This window comes from Pontimicrobium sp. SW4 (assembly GCF_039954625.1).
In the GTDB taxonomy this organism is placed as follows: Bacteria; Bacteroidota; Bacteroidia; order Flavobacteriales; family Flavobacteriaceae; genus Pontimicrobium.
Map to the genome: position 1 here is coordinate 2855055 of NZ_CP157199.1, position 17060 is coordinate 2872114.

Here is a 17060-nt window from a genome sequence, read left to right on the forward strand (position 1 = left end):
CATTGACCTTTTACGAAGGTTCAAGCGCCTCCATGAATGGCTATTGAGTAGTTATTCATTTCAAATTATTTAATGGCGAAAAATACAAATTGCAATCCAAATAACATCCATGAAAGGATAAGTTTTTGTAGTTTTATAATCTTCAAAAACAAATTCAATGTCAGAACAAAAACGTCTTTTTCTAGTCGATGCTTATGCCTTAATTTTTCGTGGGTATTATGCCTTTATAAAGAACCCAAGAATCAATTCAAAAGGTGTTGACACCTCAGCTATTATGGGTTTTATGAATTCACTTTTAGATGTTATTAAACGTGAACGTCCAGACCACTTAGCGGTTTGTTTTGATAAAGGTGGAAGTGTTGACAGAGTCGAAATGTTTGAAGCCTATAAAGCCAATCGTGACGAAACTCCAGAGGCCATTAAAATTGCTATTCCTTACATACAAGAGATTTTAAAAGCTATGCATATTCCAATTATGGTGAAGGAAGGTTATGAAGCAGATGACGTTATTGGTACTTTGTCTAAACAAGCAGAGAAAGAAGGCTATAAAACGTTTATGGTCACTCCTGATAAGGATTTTGCTCAATTGGTTTCTGAAAATATTTTTATGTACAAACCTGTTTTTGGTGGGGGTTATGAAACTTGGGGCATTCCCGAAGTGCAGAAAAAATTTGAAGTAGAAGATCCCTTGCAAGTTATTGACTTTTTGGGCATGATGGGAGATTCTAGCGATAATATTCCTGGACTTCCTGGAGTTGGTGAAAAGACTGCAAAAAAATTCATTACTACCTATGGAAGTATGGAAAATCTTTTAGCTAACACACATGAGTTAAAAGGAAAAATGAAAGAAAAAGTAGAAGCTGCAAAAGATTTAGGTATGCTATCAAAAGAACTTGCAAAAATCATGTTAGATGTTCCTGTGACTTTTGATGCCAAAGATTTTGAACTTGACCATCCAGATATTAAAAAAGTAACCGAGATTTTTCAGGATTTAGAATTTAGACGCTTAACAGATAATTTCTTAAAGACTTTCTCTACTGAAGTAAGTACCCCTTCAACTGAAACAACTTCACCATCGCAAAAGGTAGATGTTAAATCTACTCCAAAAGAAAAAGCATCGGCAGGTGCAGGACAATTTTCGCTTTTTGGAGGTAATACCGAAGTTTCAAATACAACAGAAACCGTTTCAGAATACACAAGAAAAACGGCCGAAACCACATCACATTTTTACCAAAGTGTTGCTCCTGGAATAGCCACAAAATTGTTTATCAAAAATTTAATGCAGCAAAAGTCAGTATGTTTTGACACTGAAACTACTGGAATAAACCCAATAACTGCTGAGTTGGTTGGCATAGCATTTTCTTGGGAAGTTGGTAAAGGTTTTTATTTACCATTTCCGGAAGACAGAAATAAGGCTCAAGAACTCATAGAGCAATTACGTCCGTTTTTTGAAAATGAATCTATTGAAAAAATTGGTCAGAATTTAAAGTATGACATTAAAGTGCTTGCAAAATATAATGTGAGCGTCAAAGGAAAATTATTTGATACCATGTTGGCGCATTACCTCATTAATCCAGATATGCGACATAATATGGATGTATTAGCCGAAACGTATCTGAATTATACACCTATTTCTATTGAAGCACTTATAGGTAAAAAAGGAAAAAATCAACTCTCAATGCGAGAAATTCCTTTAGAAAAACAAACAGAATACGCTGTTGAAGATTCAGATATTACATTGCAATTAAAAGAACATTTTGAAAAAGAATTAGGTGAAGCCAATACACAAAAGCTCTTTGACGAGATTGAGATTCCGTTACTTCGAGTACTTGCAGCTATGGAATTGGAAGGAATTAACTTAGATAAAGAGTTTTTAAACTCACTTTCAGAGCAATTAAATAGTGATATTTTAACTTTAGAAACTAAAATTTATGAGGCAGCAGGAGAGGAATTCAATATAGCGTCTCCAAAACAATTAGGTATTATCCTTTTTGAAAAATTGAAATTAGTTGACAAACCTAAAAAGACCAAAACCGGGCAATATGCAACTTCCGAAGATATTTTAAGTTATTTAGCAAAAGACCATAAGATTATTCAACATATTTTGGACTATCGTGGTTTGGCAAAGTTAAAGAGTACATATGTTGATGCCTTACCACTTCAGGTTGAGCCTTCAACTGGGAGAGTACACACCGATTACATGCAAACCGTTGCTGCAACAGGACGTTTAAGTAGTAACAATCCAAATTTACAAAACATTCCTATTAGAACAGAGCGTGGTCGACAAGTACGTAAAGCATTTATTCCGAGAGATGAAAATTACACGTTATTAGCGGCCGATTATTCGCAAATAGAACTACGTGTAATTGCGGCTTTAAGTGAAGAAGAGACCATGATTAACGCTTTTAAGAATGGTGAAGATATTCATGCTTCAACTGCTTCAAAAGTATTTAATGTGCCTTTAAATGAAGTGACTCGTGAACAACGTAGTAATGCCAAAACAGTTAATTTCGGAATTATTTATGGAGTTTCTGCTTTTGGTTTAAGCAATCAAACCGATTTAAACCGAACGGAAGCTAAAGAACTTATTGATACTTATTACGAAACCTATCCAAAATTAAAAGCCTTTATAAGCAAGCAAGTAGATTTTGCACGTGATAACGGTTATGTGGAAACGGTTCTAGGACGTCGTCGTTATTTGAAAGATATAAATTCTAGAAATGCTGTAGTGAGAGGGGCTGCTGAACGTAATGCTGTAAACGCACCAATACAAGGTAGTGCTGCAGATATTATTAAAATAGCCATGATTCATATTTATGAAAAATTACAAGAAGGTAATTTTAAAACTAAAATGTTGCTTCAAGTTCATGATGAATTAGTGTTTGATGTTTTTAAACCTGAACTAGAATCCATTAAAACTTTAGTGAAAACCCAAATGGAAAACGCTTATAAATTAGAAGTCCCTTTGGATGTTGATTTGGATATTGGTGATAATTGGTTAGAAGCTCATTAAACTTCTTGAATGGCTAAATATTATATTTATGTAGTTGAATTATCTAAGCGTGTCTATACCGAAAATGCTAAGTTTAGAAACGCAAACCCACAATTTAACGGTGTGTTAGAATGCTTGTATGTAGGTATGACAAGTAAAACTCCTAAAGAACGATTTACACAACACAAAACAGGGTCTATAAATAAAAAAGGATATAAATTATCCTCAAATATTGTACATAAATATGGTGAATATTTACGCCCAAGTTTGTATAATCATATCTCACCTTTAGCAACAAGAGTTGAAGCTTTAAAAATGGAAGAACTATTAGCCTTAGAGCTTCGAAGAAAAAAATATGCTGTTTGGTATAATTAATTGCTTGACTACGAGACTAATCAGATACGAAAAAATAACTAAAAATTTAAATAACCCTAGAAATGAAAATAAGAAAAGTAATCATTGGAATTCTAACAATAGGAATATTTAATTGCAATTCTAATAAAAACGAAAATACTTCTAATGGAACCTACAAAGACATAAGAATTGTAGGAGCAATGAAAAATGTTATGTGGAAAGGAGAATTAGGTGGCAATATTAATCTTGATACTATTTCTAACAAGAAAGGACTTTATGGACTTGGGCCTGAAAGTTATCTCACTGGTGAATTACTTATTAACGACGGGAATAGTTACGTCTCAAAAGTCACATCTGATTCGACTATGATAGTTGAAGAAAGGTTTGATGTTTCAGCGCCTTTTTTTGTTTACGCAAACGTAACTGAATGGAATGAAATTGAATTAGATGCAACCATTAAGACCATACAAGACCTTGAAAAATTAATCGACCAAAAATTGAACGAATTTAAAAGACCTTTTGTTTTTAAATTGACTGGAAAAGTAGTAAAAGCAATCATACATATTCAAAATCTACCTAAAGGAACAAAAGTTTCATCACCGCAGGAAGCTCATCAAGGACAAACCAATTACGAACTTAAAGATGAAGAAGCTACAATTATTGGATTTTTCTCAACTGAACATAAAGGAATTTTCACACACCACGATTCAAACATTCATTTACATTTTATCACTAAAGACGAAAGTAAAATGGGTCATTTGGACGAGGTGGAAATTGATAATATGAAACTATATTTACCGAAGAAATAAAAACTGCTATAAATCTCTTTTTTTTTGTGCTCTGAAAATCATTTTTCAAATGGAAGAAAAAATAACTCTAAAACAATTTGAACGTAAACTGTTGAAATAATTGTAAGACATTTTAAAATTAGATAACCGAGAACTTTCAAATAATAATTAAACATTAACTACATGATAGCAAGAATCTGGAAAGGAAAAACAAAAATTGAACATCTAGAAGAATACACAGAGTTCATGAAAATTAGAGCAATACCTGATTATAAAAAAACCGATGGATTGACTTTTTGGAAAAATATCGAGGTTATTAAAAGTTTTGTAGGAGATGATTTTGAAAAAGCAAAATACTATCCAGAAGACAACAATTATCTAATTGATTTCCCTGAAAAAGTTACTCATTACGAAGTATTTGCAGAATAAGACCAGCTTACTACAATACAAATCTATAAGTGGCTTTAATTAAAAAGGTATTATGTGGTTTTTGGTTTAAAATTCCTTGTTCTAGTCCATCAGTCAAACCATCACTAGGGTCTACAAGTCCTGTGATGCCTTGAGACCACACAAAATAAAGTTCAGACCCTGGAATGTATTCCCAACGCATTACCAAGTTTGACCTAAATTGAACAAAAGAGAAGTCTGGGTCACCAAACGAATAATCAGTGGTCGCATCAATATTTTCGTCTACTTCATAAACGCCATTATTGTAGATTATTTGGTTGCTGTCATAAGCATCAAAACGGTCATATAAATTATCAGCCGTTGGATTGGTAACATATTTAAAATTAGAATACCTCGCTCTAGAAATAAATGGTTGTCCGTAATATTGAATTGTTAAATTAGGATTTATGGTATAATTTAATCTAATGGATGCACTTAACGTTTTATTATCAATAGTTCCAAGCACATAACGTGTGGTACCATTATAATCGGTTTGCGTGACATATTGCGTTTTACTTGGTCTGTTACTATAATTAGGGTTAAAAGAAACAGTTAATGCATTGGTTGGCTGATAGGTAAAATCTACCTCGGTTGAAAACATTGAAAAGTTATTTTGTTTTGCTCCTGAATAGGCAAACCCAAAACTGGTCCTAAATTTTTTACTTTCATCGGTTCCAAAAAATACTGACACATGATCTTCTTGCGAATATCTCCAACGAGGTCCACCTCGTAATGCTGTGTTGATATAAATTCGAGGTTTATGTACAGCGTTAATATTAATGGAATTATTATTCTTAAACGTAAGGTTTCCTCCTAAAGAATATTGAATTCTATTAAAATTCCCTTCAAAATCATACGTAGTATATTGTTGAAAGCGTGCATTAATCCTTCTAAAGGTTTCTGTTGGCTTTAAAGTTCTATAGCTCAAATTAAAATACTGTCGTATTTCATCGGCTTGTCTTAAAAAACCAATATCATTTAGCTCTAATTCTGGTGAACGCCAAATAACACCTCCATTATATTGCCAATGTCCTCCTCCAACTTTTCCAGCAGATAAACGCCCTCCTGTTCCTGTTAATGACGTTTTATTTGGATCAACACTCACATGACTAGCGTCAACTCTATTAAATAAATGCGTTAATGACGTTTGTGTTTCTATAATCGCTTCTTTGCTTCCTTTAACATGACTTGAAACTATATTCCCTTCAACAAAATACTTTCTTCCTTGCCATTGGTGTTTAAAATCAAAGCCTCCTGTATATGCTTCTTTTCGTAAATAGCTTAAATGGTCTTCTAAATTTCTATTTGTTGCCGTAAAAATACCCCCAACGTAACTATTTCTATCGTTAAAATCTTTTTGCAAACGACCAACAAAGTAATTGGTTAAAGGTTCAACAAGTTCCTTGCTTTTATTCCCATTAAAATTTATTTCAGCATATTGATTTGAAGTAACACTCTCCAAAACTCCTATTGACCAACCATTTTTTGTCTTTCCAGAAAATTTTGCTGCTCCTAAAATAGTGGTATTGTCAGGTTGGTCTACATAAGCCCCCGATGGTGCATTTGGATAACCTTGAGGATTTCGACCTATGCGTCTTGAGAAAAATAAATTATCTTGGTTATTGCCAAAATTATAGTCGAAAATGTTTTTATTCTGTACAAAAAATGGACGTTGTTCCTCAAAGAAAATTTCAAAACCATCTAATGTGATGGCAGCAGGATCTGCTTCTACCTGCCCAAAATCTGGGTTTACGGTTAAATCTAATGTTAGGTCGTTAGTAATACCGATTTTTGCATCAAGCCCAGCATTAACATTAAAGTCGCTACCATCTCGATACGGATTCCCAACTTCTTCTGGATAAGTATCTAACTTTGTTACTGTAAAAGGTTGAATTTCTAATTGTTTTTGAGGTCTCAACCCTTTTAAACCATGTAGTTCTCCAAATTCACTAATCCAACCAGGAGCTGTAACTGGTTTTCGTTGCCATAAAGAGCGTTCTTGTTTTCTAAAAAAGAAACGCTGAATTTGAATCCCCCAAACTTGTTCATCATCGCTACTAAATCGTAATTGACTTAATGGTATTCTCATTTCTGTACTCCAACCTTCTTCATCTATTTGGCTTTTATTTGTCCATATTGGACTCCAACTACCATCCCAATTACCACCATTTAAACTTGCAAATTCATCGCCTTTAACTCCAGTTGCAGAAGATGTAAATGAAAAGCAAGTCCTTAAATCACGATCACTATCAATATTTATTTCTACCCAATCTCCTGCAAAACTATCGCGTCTTCCAAGTCGTTTAGCAATACTATCTACTGCTGTGTCGTAAGCTCTTATACCTACATATAAATATTTGTCGTCATAAAGAATTCTAAATTTTGTTTTCTGGCTAGGAGGTGTGTTTTCATCTGGCGAAAGCTCAGTGAAATTTTCAGCCCATTCTACCATTTCCCATGCTGTATCATCTAATTTTCCATCTATTACAGGAGGTAAAACACCTCCAATATTAGTTGTTGTATATATTCTCTTAGATAATTGAGGAGATGATTCTTGTGCTTGAATAAGACTATAGAAACACAATAAAAAACATAGGATTAATTTAATTGGAAGCTTCATGTGATTTTTGATTGATTTATAATAAACATGATAAACTATAATTAGTTTTTAAGATACATCAATCATGTTAAAAAGATGTTATAATAGACTTAAAACTAAAATAGTTGCTTCAAATAAGTGGGTTCTTTCAGAAAAGTTTAACTTTTTAAACACCAAAAACATATCAAACTTAAGGCTTAAAATATTCATTAAAAATAAACGTGTTATAGAGTTTGTTAATCAAATATATAATTGTAAATTTGCAAACTCTTTTTGAGAGAGGAATGTTTAATTTAGAAAAATAATTTAGTGTGGATACATTAAGCTACAAAACGATTTCAGCAAACAAAGCTACTGTTAATAAAGAGTGGGTTTTAGTTGATGCTGAAGGTCAAACATTAGGTCGTTTAGCTTCTAAAGTAGCAATACTTTTAAGAGGTAAACACAAGCCTAACTTTACACCACACGTTGATTGCGGAGATAACGTTATAGTTATTAATTCCGAAAAAATCAACTTAACAGGTAACAAGTGGAATGACAAAACGTACATTCGTCACACAGGTTATCCAGGTGGACAAAGATCGCTTACTGCTAATGAAATGTTTGGAAAAGATCCAGCAAGATTAGTAGAAAAGTCAGTAAAAGGAATGCTCCCTAAAAACAAATTAGGTGCGGCTTTATTCCGTAATTTAAATGTTGTTGTTGGTGCAGAGCATGCTCATGCTGCTCAAAAACCAAAAGCAATTAACTTAAACGAAGTTAACTAATGGAAGTAATTCACAAAATTGGTCGTAGAAAAACGGCTGTTGCACGTGTGTATGTTTCAGAAGGAAAAGGAAACATCACAGTCAACAAAAAAGATGTTAACACATACTTCCCAACTGCTACATTACAGTACAAAGTAAACCAACCGTTAGCATTGACTAACAACGAAGGTAACTTTGATGTAAAAGTAAATGTATTTGGTGGTGGTGTTACAGGTCAGGCAGAAGCTGTTCGTTTAGCATTATCTCGCGCAATGTGTGAGCTTAATGAAGAAAACAGAGGTATCTTAAAACCTGAAGGATTATTAACAAGAGACCCTAGAATGGTTGAGCGTAAAAAATTCGGACAGAAGAAAGCTCGTAAGAAATTCCAGTTCTCTAAACGTTAATATTAAAAGAAATTTAAACCAGTTATTGTTGTCCATGACAGTAATGTCAGGATTTAGTTTAGCATCTAAATGATTAAGGCGATTTAAAATAAAGACCACTTAATCATTGCTAATTCAACAGAACGTAAACTATTACAAAATGGCAAAAGTAGAAGTAAAAGACTTACTAGATGGTGGTGTACACTTTGGACATCTTACCAGAAAATGGGATCCAAACATGGCTCCTTACATTTATATGGAACGTAACGGTATCCATATAATTAACCTTTACAAAACAGCTGCAAAATTAGAAGAAGCTTCTCAAGCTTTAGGGAAAATTGCAGCCTCAGGTAGAAAAATTTTATTTGTAGCTACCAAAAAACAAGCTAAAGACATTGTTGCTGAAAAAGCAGGAAACGTAAATATGCCTTACATCACTGAAAGATGGCCTGGTGGAATGTTAACTAACTTTGTTACTATTAGAAAAGCTGTTAAAAAAATGGCTTCTATTGATAGAATGAAGAAAGATGGAACATTCATGACGCTTTCTAAAAAAGAGCGTTTACAAGTAGATCGTTTAAGAGCAAAATTAGAAAAGAATTTAGGTTCTATTTCTGATATGACTCGTCTTCCAGGAGCTTTGTTTGTAGTTGATATTAAGCGTGAGCACATCGCAATTAAAGAAGCACAAAAATTAAACATTCCAATCTTTGCAATGGTTGACACGAATTCAGACCCAAGACAGGTTGATTACGTGATTCCAGCAAATGATGATGCTTCAAAATCTATCGATAAAATTTTAACTCACGTTAGTAATGGCATTGCAAACGGATTAGCAGATAGAAAATCTGAAAAAGATGCTAAAGCTGAAGGGAAAGACACTCCAAAAGCTAAAGCAAAAACTGAAGCTGCTCCAGTAGCCGCAACTGCGACTCAAGAAGAAGAATAAAACTATTTCAAAAAGTTTAAAAGTCGTTTAGTTCTTTTCTTGGAGAAAAATTAAACGACTTTTATTTTATTATAATAATATTATGGAAAATACAGTAAAAATAAGTGCTGCAGATGTAAAAAAGCTTAGAGAAGCTACTGGTGCAGGAATGATGGATTGTAAAAATGCTTTAGTAGAAGCTGGAGGAAACTTTGATAAAGCTATTGAGGTATTACGTAAAAAAGGACAAAAAGTTGCTGCAAAAAGAGCAGATCGCGAATCCACTGAAGGTTTAGCGATTACAAAAATCAATGACGATAATACTGTTGGAGTTGCTATTGTATTAGCATGTGAAACAGATTTCGTAGGTAAAAATGATTCTTTCAAAGCGCTAGCAGAAGAGTTTGTTGCAATAGCAATAAACCATACTAGTAAAGAGGGTTTTCTAACTGCTGATTTTGGAGGTATGACTGTTGCTGAAAAATTAATTGAGCAAACTGGTGTTATTGGCGAAAAAATAGATATTACAGCATTTGAAAGAATAGAAGCTCCTTATGTTGGTGCTTATACACATATTGGTAAAATTGCTGCAATTGTTGGGTTAAATAGCTCAATTGATAAAGCAGATGTTTTAACTAAAGATTTAGCAATGCAAGTTGCTTCTATGGGAGCAACAACACTGTCTTACAAAGATTTTGATCCAGCTTTTGTAGCTTCTGAAACTGAAGCAAGAATCGCTGTAATTGAAAAAGATAATGAAGAATTAGCGCGTTTAGGTAAAACATTAAAAAATGTACCTAAGTATATTTCTATGTCTCAATTAACTCCAGAAGTTTTAACTCAAGCTGAAGAAGATGCAAAAGCAGAACTTAAAGCTGAAGGTAAGCCAGAACAAATTTGGGATAGAATCCTTCCAGGGAAAATGGAGCGTTTTATTTCAGATAATACTACTTTAGATAAAGAACAGTGTTTACTAGATCAAGATTTTATTAAAGACGAAAAATTAAACGTTGCAGGTTATGTTAACTCTTATGGTGATGTAGCTGTATCTAATTTTATTCGTGTATCTTTAGGATAGATAATAATCTTATCATAATTATAAAAAAGCTTCGATTGCCATCGAAGCTTTTTTTATACAAAATTTCTACTTTTCCAATATAAGATATTGATTATATTTGCTAAACTTTCAAACAAACTAATGAAGTATAAAAGAATCCTACTCAAATTATCTGGTGAAGCCTTAATGGGAAATAGACAATATGGAATTGACCCTGATCGTCTATCTGAATATGCACAAGACATCAAACAGATAACAAATCTTGGTGTAGAAGTTGCCATTGTTATTGGTGGTGGAAACATTTTTAGAGGTGTCTCTGGTGCAAGTAATGGAATGGATCGCGTACAAGGGGACCATATGGGAATGCTCGCTACCGTTATAAATGGGTTAGCGTTACAAAGTGCTTTGGAAAATGCTAACGTACCTACTAGATTACAATCTGCGATTAAAATAAATGAAGTTGCAGAGCCTTTTATACGACGTAAAGCTATGAGACACCTTGAGAAAGGTCGTGTAGTAATTTTTGGTGGAGGGACAGGTAATCCATACTTTACAACAGATTCGGCTGCTGTTTTAAGAGCTATAGAAATTGAGGCAGATGTAATTTTAAAAGGCACTCGTGTTGATGGTATTTATAATGCCGATCCAGAAAAAGATTCAGCTGCTGTTAAGTTTGACAACATTAGCTTTGATGACGTTTTAAGAAAAGGATTAAAAGTTATGGACACTACAGCTTTTACTTTAAGTCAAGAAAATGAGTTGCCTATTATAGTTTTTGATATGAATAAGAAAGGCAATCTATTAAAAGTAGTCTCTGGAGAAAATATTGGTACAACAGTAAACTTATAAACTCGTTATTCCTTATTTTTGGCTTAGTTTTTGAAATAATAATTTAAAAATTTTAGAAATGAACGAAGACATTCAATTTATACTAGACACAGCAAAAGAAGCTATGGATGCTGCTATAAAGCATCTTGAAAAACAGTTTGTAAATATTAGAGCAGGCAAAGCAAGTCCTGCAATGCTAGGCAGTGTAATGGTAGATTATTATGGCTCTCAAACACCGTTAAATCAAGTTGCTAACGTTAATACGCCTGATGGTAGAACTATTACTGTACAGCCATGGGAAAAAAGTATGCTACAAGAAATTGAACGTAGCATTATGATTGCTAACCTTGGTTTTAACCCAATGAATAATGGCGAAAGTATTATTATTAATGTTCCTGCCTTAACCGAAGAGCGTCGTCGTGAACTAGCAAAACAAGCAAAAGCCGAAGCCGAAGATGCTAAAATAGGTATAAGAAATGCCCGAAAAGACGCTAATCATGACATTAAAAAAGTAGACGATGCCTCTGAAGATTTACAGAATAATGCAGAAATGGATATTCAAACCATGACTGACAACTATGTTAAGAAAGTCGACGACATTTTTCATGTAAAGGAAACAGAAATAATGACAGTTTAATTAAAAGCGACACTAAAGTCGCTTTTTTTATGTTATATATACTTTTATATCACATCAATTAATGAAATACTTTTTGCCTTTATTTTTTATTCTCCTTTTTACAAATAAAGGCTTTTCTCAGATAGATAGCACATCTGTTAAAACGAGCCAGCAAGATTCTATTCGTAAAGCAGAATTCCTAAAAAGCATTGGAAATGGCTACTTCCCTACTAAATATCTAAATATTGATTTACGATATTTAATAAAATATAATCAATATGAAGGTTTTCGTACAGGTTTAGGAGGTATAACTAATAACGCTTTCTCTAAAAAGTTTAGACTCCAAGGTTATACAGTATATGGTTTTTTAGATCACAATTTTAAATACAGCATTGGTGGTGGTTTTAGAATTGCCAAAAGCACAAATACATGGATTAATTTAGTATATACAAATGATTTACAAGAAACAGGAAGTTCTAATTTTTTAACTGATAAACGGTTCTTTCAATTTTTTGAACCTCGATTAATTAATATAAATTTGTTTCATAAGTATGTTTCAAAGACAATCACATTAGAGCATCAATTACACCCAAAAATTATCACCGAAACGCAGTTTGGTATAAGTAAAATATCCCCAACCTACAATTATACTTTTAATCTAGGCTCCGAAGAAAGCTTCAATAGCTACAATTTAACTTTATTCAAAACCTCATTACAATGGAGCCCTTTTAGTGATTTTGAATATACCAATAATGGTATAAAAGAAACGACCATAGGTTATCCAAAATTTACACTTCAATACACCAAAAGTTTAGCAAACATATTGGATGGTGATTTAAGTTTCTCGAAAGTAGATTTTAGAACAATTCAAAAATTTATTTACAAAAACAATGCCTCAACAGAGTTAGTTTTAACTACAGGTATGACAAGTGAAAACACGCCACTTACGCATATGTATCATGCATATCCTAATAATGTAAATAAAGAAACTATCTGGAATAGGTTTTCGGTTGCAGGAACTAATAGTTTTGAAACTATGTATTTTAATGAGTTCTTTTCGGATAAATTTGCAACGTTTCAAATAAAACACGAGTTAGCACCATTTAATATTTCACCTTGGTTTAAACCACAATTAGTGTTCATTTCTCGATTTGCTTTTGGAACGATGAAAGACCCTTATAGACATGAAGGTATTAGCTTTAATACACTTGATAAGGGCTTTACGGAATCTGGTTTAGAAATAAACAAGTTTTTTTTTGGTTTTGGTCTTAGCTTTGCCTATCGCTATGGCGCTTATCATTTACCAACTCTTGAAGATAATATTGCTGTAAAATTCACTTTTAATATTAGTCTGGATTAATCTTATTAAATCCTTGTATTTAGGCTAATTATCTATTCATTTTATCTACCTTTGCTGCCATTATTTTTGCTATGATAAAACTTTTTTCGGTCGGTTTTTGGGAAGCTATTGCTAGATTAATTCTACGAAACAGAATTGGTATTATTCTAGTTGTAATTGCTGCAACATTCTTCTTTAGTTGGCAATGGGATAAGATGCGATTTACCTATACCGAAGCAAACTTATTACCTGATGAGCATAGTGTTAATTTAGAGTACAATTCATTTTTAGAAACTTTTGGAGAAGAAGGTAATTTAATTGTTCTTGGTATTAAAGATGCTTCTCTTTTTGCTATTGATAACTTAAATGCATGGAATAAACTATCAACTAGTTTTAAATCTAACAAAGAAGTCGAAACAGTTGTTTCTATTTATGATCTTCAAAAATTAGTAAAAAACACTCAAAAAGAGCAGTTTGATCTTAAACCATTTATAAAGGATTCCATTAGCAACGTTAATGAACTTAATGAGCTACAAGAACAGCTCTTTGAGCAGTATCCTTTTTATGATAATTTTTTGTTTAATAAAGAGACAAAAACCATTAGATCTGCCATATATCTTGAAAAATCAATTGTCAATACTCCTGCAAGAAAAGATTTTATTACTAACATTCTCATTCCTAAAATTGAAGCATTTGAAACAAAATATAATCTAGATGTTCGTGTATCTGGAATGCCTTACATACGCACATTAAATTCTCAAAATATTATTGATGAAATAAGTCTTTTTATTGGTGCAGCATTATTAGTTACATCAATCATTTTCTTTTTCTTCTTTAGGTCTTTTAGAGCCACTTTTATTTCAATGTTTGTAGTGCTTATAGGTGTTATGTGGACTTTTGGGATTATTGGTTTACTAGAATATGAAATTACAGTACTTACAGCTTTAATTCCGCCATTAATTATTGTTATTGGTATTCCTAACTGTATATTTTTAATAAATAAATATCAGCATGAGGTAAATAAACATGGTAATAAAGCAAAGTCGTTACAGCGGGTTATTACTAAAATTGGAAATGCCACTTTAATGACCAACGTTACTACGGCTTCTGGTTTTGCAACCTTTATTATTACCGAAAGTAAATTGTTGAAAGAGTTTGGAACTGTAGCTTCGCTAAGTATTCTTGGAATATTCCTGCTGTGTCTTCTCATTATTCCTGTCATTTATAGTTATATGCCAATGCCAAAAGACAAGCATCTAGAGCATTTAAATAAGCGTTGGATAAATGGATTTGTCGATTGGATGGAAAACATGGTTAGACATAGAAAAATTACTATTTATGCAACAGCCCTTATCCTATTAATTGCAAGTATTATTGGTATTTATCAAATAAAAATATCTGGAAGCTTAATTGAAGATATGCCAAAAAAGGCTGCATTTTTTAAAGATATTCGATTCTTTGAAGAAGAGTTTAATGGTATTATGCCTTTAGAAATAATGGTTAATACAAACCAGAAAAAGGGAGTGATGAAACTCGCTACATTAAAGCGAATGAATGAACTTGAGGAACTCATTATTGAAACTCCCGAGCTTTCCAAGCCAATTTCAATAGTGAGTTTAGTAAAGTACTCGAAGCAAGCTTATTATAATGGCAACCTAAAATATTATCAGTTACCTACATCTCAGGAAAATAGCTTTATTCTATCTTACGCAAAAAATTCTTCAAGTGATGTGGATTTGCTTAAAAACTTTGTAGATTCTACTGGACAATATGCAAGAATTACCACGTTTATGAAAGATAGTGGTATAGATAAAATGGAGCGTATTGAAGACAATCTCCGAACAAAAATTGATAAAGTATTTCCAAAAGATAGATACGATGTTATTATAACTGGAAAAGCCTATTTATTTCAAAAGGGTACTAAGTATCTAGTAAATAACCTCATCTTATCCTTATCGTTAGCCATTTTCTTAATATCGCTTTTTATGGCTTATATGTTTAGGTCTTTTAGAATGATAATTGTGTCATTAATTCCTAACTTATTACCATTACTTATTACAGCAGGTTTAATGGGATATTTAGGTGTACCTATTAAACCATCCACAATTTTGGTATTTAGTATTGCTTTTGGTATTTCGGTAGACGATACCATCCATTTCTTAGCAAAATACAGGCAAGAACTTCAAGCCAATCATTGGAGGATTAGAAAATCGGTATACGCAGCATTACGAGAAACTGGTGTTAGTATGTTCTATACCTCTATTGTATTATTCTTTGGGTTTTCAGTTTTTATAATATCAAATTTTGGTGGTACAGTAGCACTTGGAGCTTTAGTTTCAGGAACACTTCTCTTTGCTATGTTAGCAAATTTACTACTATTACCATCACTTTTATTATCATTAGAAAGAAGCATTGCCAACAAAGAAGTTTTAAAAGAACCTCACTTTAGAATTATCCCAGAAGAAGATAAAAATGCGGATAAATAATTTGGAGGAATGCCTTATCTTTGCAGCTTAAATTAAAAGAATAATGAAATTAAGTACTGTTTCAGAATTACTATCGCAAGAAACCACATTAATAGATATAGAAGTTAAAGGTTGGGTTAGAACCTTTAGAGCAAATCGTTTTATTGCTTTAAATGATGGTTCTACCATCAATAATATTCAATGTGTAGTAGATTTCGAAAATACTGACGAAGCTACTCTTAAAAGAATTACTACTGGAGCTGCGATTTATATAAAAGGTCTTTTGGTTGAGAGTCAAGGAAAAGGACAAAATGTCGAAGTCCAAGCGACGTCGATAGAAATTTTAGGAGATTCAGATCCTGAAACATATCCTATTCAGCCTAAAAAGCATTCCCTTGAATTTTTACGTGAAAACGCACATTTACGTACTCGAACAAATACGTTTAGTGCAGTGATGCGTTTACGTTCATCATTATCGTTTGCTATTCATAAGTACTTTAATGACAATGGATTCTACTACATGCACACACCAATAATTACAGGTAGCGATGCTGAAGGTGCTGGTGAGATGTTTCGTGTAAGTTCGCTGGATGCTAAGAATCCTCCACTTACTGAAGATGGGAGAGTAGATTACTCCAAAGATTTCTTTGGAAAAGAAGCAAATCTTACTGTTTCTGGACAATTGGAAGCTGAAACTTATGCCATGTCTCTTGGCAAGGTCTATACATTTGGACCAACGTTTAGAGCAGAAAACTCTAATACATCTCGTCATTTATCTGAATTTTGGATGATTGAACCTGAGGTGGCTTTTATGGATTTAGATGGAAACATGGATTTAGCCGAAGACTTTATGAGATCTGTACTAAATTATGTATTAGAAAATAACAAAGATGATTTAGCATTTTTAGAGCAACGTCAAACTCAAGAAGATAAATCTAAACCGCAAACAGAGCGTAATGAAATGACACTTACCAACAAGCTAAAATTTGTTGTTGAAAACAATTTTAAACGAGTAAGTTATACTGAAGCCATTGATATTTTAAGAAATTCTAAACCAAATAAGAAAAAGAAGTTTCAATATTTAATCAATGAATGGGGAGCCGATTTACAAAGTGAACATGAGCGTTTTTTAGTTGAAAAACACTTTAAATGTCCTGTAATCTTATTTGATTATCCTGCAAACATCAAAGCATTCTACATGCGTTTAAATGAGGATAAAAAAACAGTTCGTGCTATGGATATTTTATTCCCAGGAATTGGTGAAATAGTAGGTGGAAGTCAACGTGAAGAACGGCTAGAGGTTCTTAAAGAAAAAATGGCTGCACTAGATATTCCTGAAGAAGAACTTTGGTGGTATCTAGATTTAAGAAAATATGGAACAGCTGTGCATTCTGGATTTGGACTAGGTTTTGAGCGTTTAGTAATGTTCGTTACTGGAATGGGTAATATTAGAGATGTAATCCCTTATCCAAGAACACCTCAAAATGCTGAATTCTAATTTTTAAGAATAAATAT

At 32.7% G+C, this 17060-nt stretch carries 14 protein-coding genes; 13 read left to right on the forward strand and 1 reads right to left on the reverse strand.

Going from position 1 to position 17060, the window contains the following annotated elements:
* Positions 1–157: 157 nt before the first annotated feature.
* From polA to ABGB03_RS13155, 4 genes are all read left to right on the forward strand, one after another.
* A complete protein-coding gene (polA, locus tag ABGB03_RS13140; RefSeq protein WP_347923031.1) occupies positions 158–3013 on the forward strand; it encodes a DNA polymerase I in 2856 nt (951 codons plus the stop codon).
* Between the two features lie 9 nt (positions 3014–3022).
* Positions 3023–3367 carry a ribose-5-phosphate isomerase gene (locus tag ABGB03_RS13145; protein ID WP_347923032.1) on the forward strand — a complete coding sequence of 115 codons (345 nt, stop codon included), beginning with the start codon at positions 3023–3025 and terminating at the stop codon, positions 3365–3367.
* Between the two features lie 62 nt (positions 3368–3429).
* On the forward strand, positions 3430–4155 hold the full coding sequence (locus ABGB03_RS13150) for an acetolactate decarboxylase (RefSeq protein WP_347923033.1): 726 nt from the start codon (positions 3430–3432) through the stop codon (positions 4153–4155).
* Between the two features lie 162 nt (positions 4156–4317).
* Positions 4318–4563, forward strand: coding sequence for an antibiotic biosynthesis monooxygenase (locus tag ABGB03_RS13155; RefSeq protein ID WP_347923034.1), 246 nt, complete (start codon positions 4318–4320; stop codon positions 4561–4563).
* Between the two features lie 10 nt (positions 4564–4573).
* Here ABGB03_RS13155 and ABGB03_RS13160 read toward each other — a convergent pair whose 3' ends face one another.
* The gene (locus tag ABGB03_RS13160) at positions 4574–7201 is read right to left on the reverse strand and encodes a DUF5916 domain-containing protein (protein ID WP_347923035.1); all 2628 of its coding nucleotides are present in this window, start codon (positions 7199–7201) and stop codon (positions 4574–4576) included.
* A 290-nt stretch (positions 7202–7491) separates the two neighbouring features.
* Between ABGB03_RS13160 and rplM the strand changes: the two genes are divergently transcribed.
* From rplM to asnS, 9 genes are all read left to right on the forward strand, one after another.
* Positions 7492–7947 carry a 50S ribosomal protein L13 gene (gene rplM, locus ABGB03_RS13165; RefSeq protein ID WP_347923036.1) on the forward strand — a complete coding sequence of 152 codons (456 nt, stop codon included), beginning with the start codon at positions 7492–7494 and terminating at the stop codon, positions 7945–7947.
* Positions 7947–8333 carry a 30S ribosomal protein S9 gene (gene rpsI / locus ABGB03_RS13170; protein ID WP_167608150.1) on the forward strand — a complete coding sequence of 129 codons (387 nt, stop codon included), beginning with the start codon at positions 7947–7949 and terminating at the stop codon, positions 8331–8333. Before rplM ends, rpsI begins: the two co-directional genes overlap by 1 nt.
* Positions 8334–8472: 139 nt before the next feature.
* On the forward strand, positions 8473–9261 hold the full coding sequence (gene rpsB, locus ABGB03_RS13175) for a 30S ribosomal protein S2 (protein WP_347923037.1): 789 nt from the start codon (positions 8473–8475) through the stop codon (positions 9259–9261).
* A gap of 82 nt (positions 9262–9343) precedes the next feature.
* Positions 9344–10318: a translation elongation factor Ts gene (gene tsf / locus ABGB03_RS13180; protein ID WP_347923038.1), complete on the forward strand. Its 975-nt coding sequence runs from the start codon at positions 9344–9346 to the stop codon at positions 10316–10318.
* A gap of 120 nt (positions 10319–10438) precedes the next feature.
* Positions 10439–11146: a UMP kinase gene (pyrH, locus tag ABGB03_RS13185; RefSeq protein WP_347923039.1), complete on the forward strand. Its 708-nt coding sequence runs from the start codon at positions 10439–10441 to the stop codon at positions 11144–11146.
* A 58-nt stretch (positions 11147–11204) separates the two neighbouring features.
* On the forward strand, positions 11205–11762 hold the full coding sequence (frr, locus tag ABGB03_RS13190) for a ribosome recycling factor (protein WP_347923040.1): 558 nt from the start codon (positions 11205–11207) through the stop codon (positions 11760–11762).
* Between the two features lie 61 nt (positions 11763–11823).
* A complete protein-coding gene (locus ABGB03_RS13195) occupies positions 11824–13101 on the forward strand; it encodes a hypothetical protein (RefSeq protein ID WP_347923041.1) in 1278 nt (425 codons plus the stop codon).
* A 71-nt stretch (positions 13102–13172) separates the two neighbouring features.
* Positions 13173–15566: an efflux RND transporter permease subunit gene (locus tag ABGB03_RS13200; protein WP_347923042.1), complete on the forward strand. Its 2394-nt coding sequence runs from the start codon at positions 13173–13175 to the stop codon at positions 15564–15566.
* Between the two features lie 43 nt (positions 15567–15609).
* Complete coding sequence (asnS, locus tag ABGB03_RS13205) at positions 15610–17043, forward strand: asparagine--tRNA ligase (protein WP_347923043.1); 1434 nt, start codon at positions 15610–15612, stop codon at positions 17041–17043.
* The last annotated feature ends 17 nt before the right edge of the window (positions 17044–17060 follow it).

Excerpts from the sequence above, each read along its gene's own strand:
- polA (WP_347923031.1), top strand. The coding sequence starts at position 158 with ATGTCAGAACAAAAACGTCTTTTTCTAGTCGATGCTTATGCCTTAATT.
- ABGB03_RS13145 (WP_347923032.1), top strand. The coding sequence starts at position 3,023 with ATGGCTAAATATTATATTTATGTAGTTGAATTATCTAAGCGTGTCTAT.
- ABGB03_RS13150 (WP_347923033.1), top strand. The coding sequence starts at position 3,430 with ATGAAAATAAGAAAAGTAATCATTGGAATTCTAACAATAGGAATATTT.
- ABGB03_RS13155 (WP_347923034.1), top strand. The coding sequence starts at position 4,318 with ATGATAGCAAGAATCTGGAAAGGAAAAACAAAAATTGAACATCTAGAA.
- ABGB03_RS13160 (WP_347923035.1), bottom strand. The coding sequence starts at position 7,201 with ATGAAGCTTCCAATTAAATTAATCCTATGTTTTTTATTGTGTTTCTAT.
- rpsI (WP_167608150.1), top strand. The coding sequence starts at position 7,947 with ATGGAAGTAATTCACAAAATTGGTCGTAGAAAAACGGCTGTTGCACGT.
- rpsB (WP_347923037.1), top strand. The coding sequence starts at position 8,473 with ATGGCAAAAGTAGAAGTAAAAGACTTACTAGATGGTGGTGTACACTTT.
- tsf (WP_347923038.1), top strand. The coding sequence starts at position 9,344 with ATGGAAAATACAGTAAAAATAAGTGCTGCAGATGTAAAAAAGCTTAGA.
- pyrH (WP_347923039.1), top strand. The coding sequence starts at position 10,439 with ATGAAGTATAAAAGAATCCTACTCAAATTATCTGGTGAAGCCTTAATG.
- frr (WP_347923040.1), top strand. The coding sequence starts at position 11,205 with ATGAACGAAGACATTCAATTTATACTAGACACAGCAAAAGAAGCTATG.
- ABGB03_RS13195 (WP_347923041.1), top strand. The coding sequence starts at position 11,824 with ATGAAATACTTTTTGCCTTTATTTTTTATTCTCCTTTTTACAAATAAA.
- ABGB03_RS13200 (WP_347923042.1), top strand. The coding sequence starts at position 13,173 with ATGATAAAACTTTTTTCGGTCGGTTTTTGGGAAGCTATTGCTAGATTA.
- asnS (WP_347923043.1), top strand. The coding sequence starts at position 15,610 with ATGAAATTAAGTACTGTTTCAGAATTACTATCGCAAGAAACCACATTA.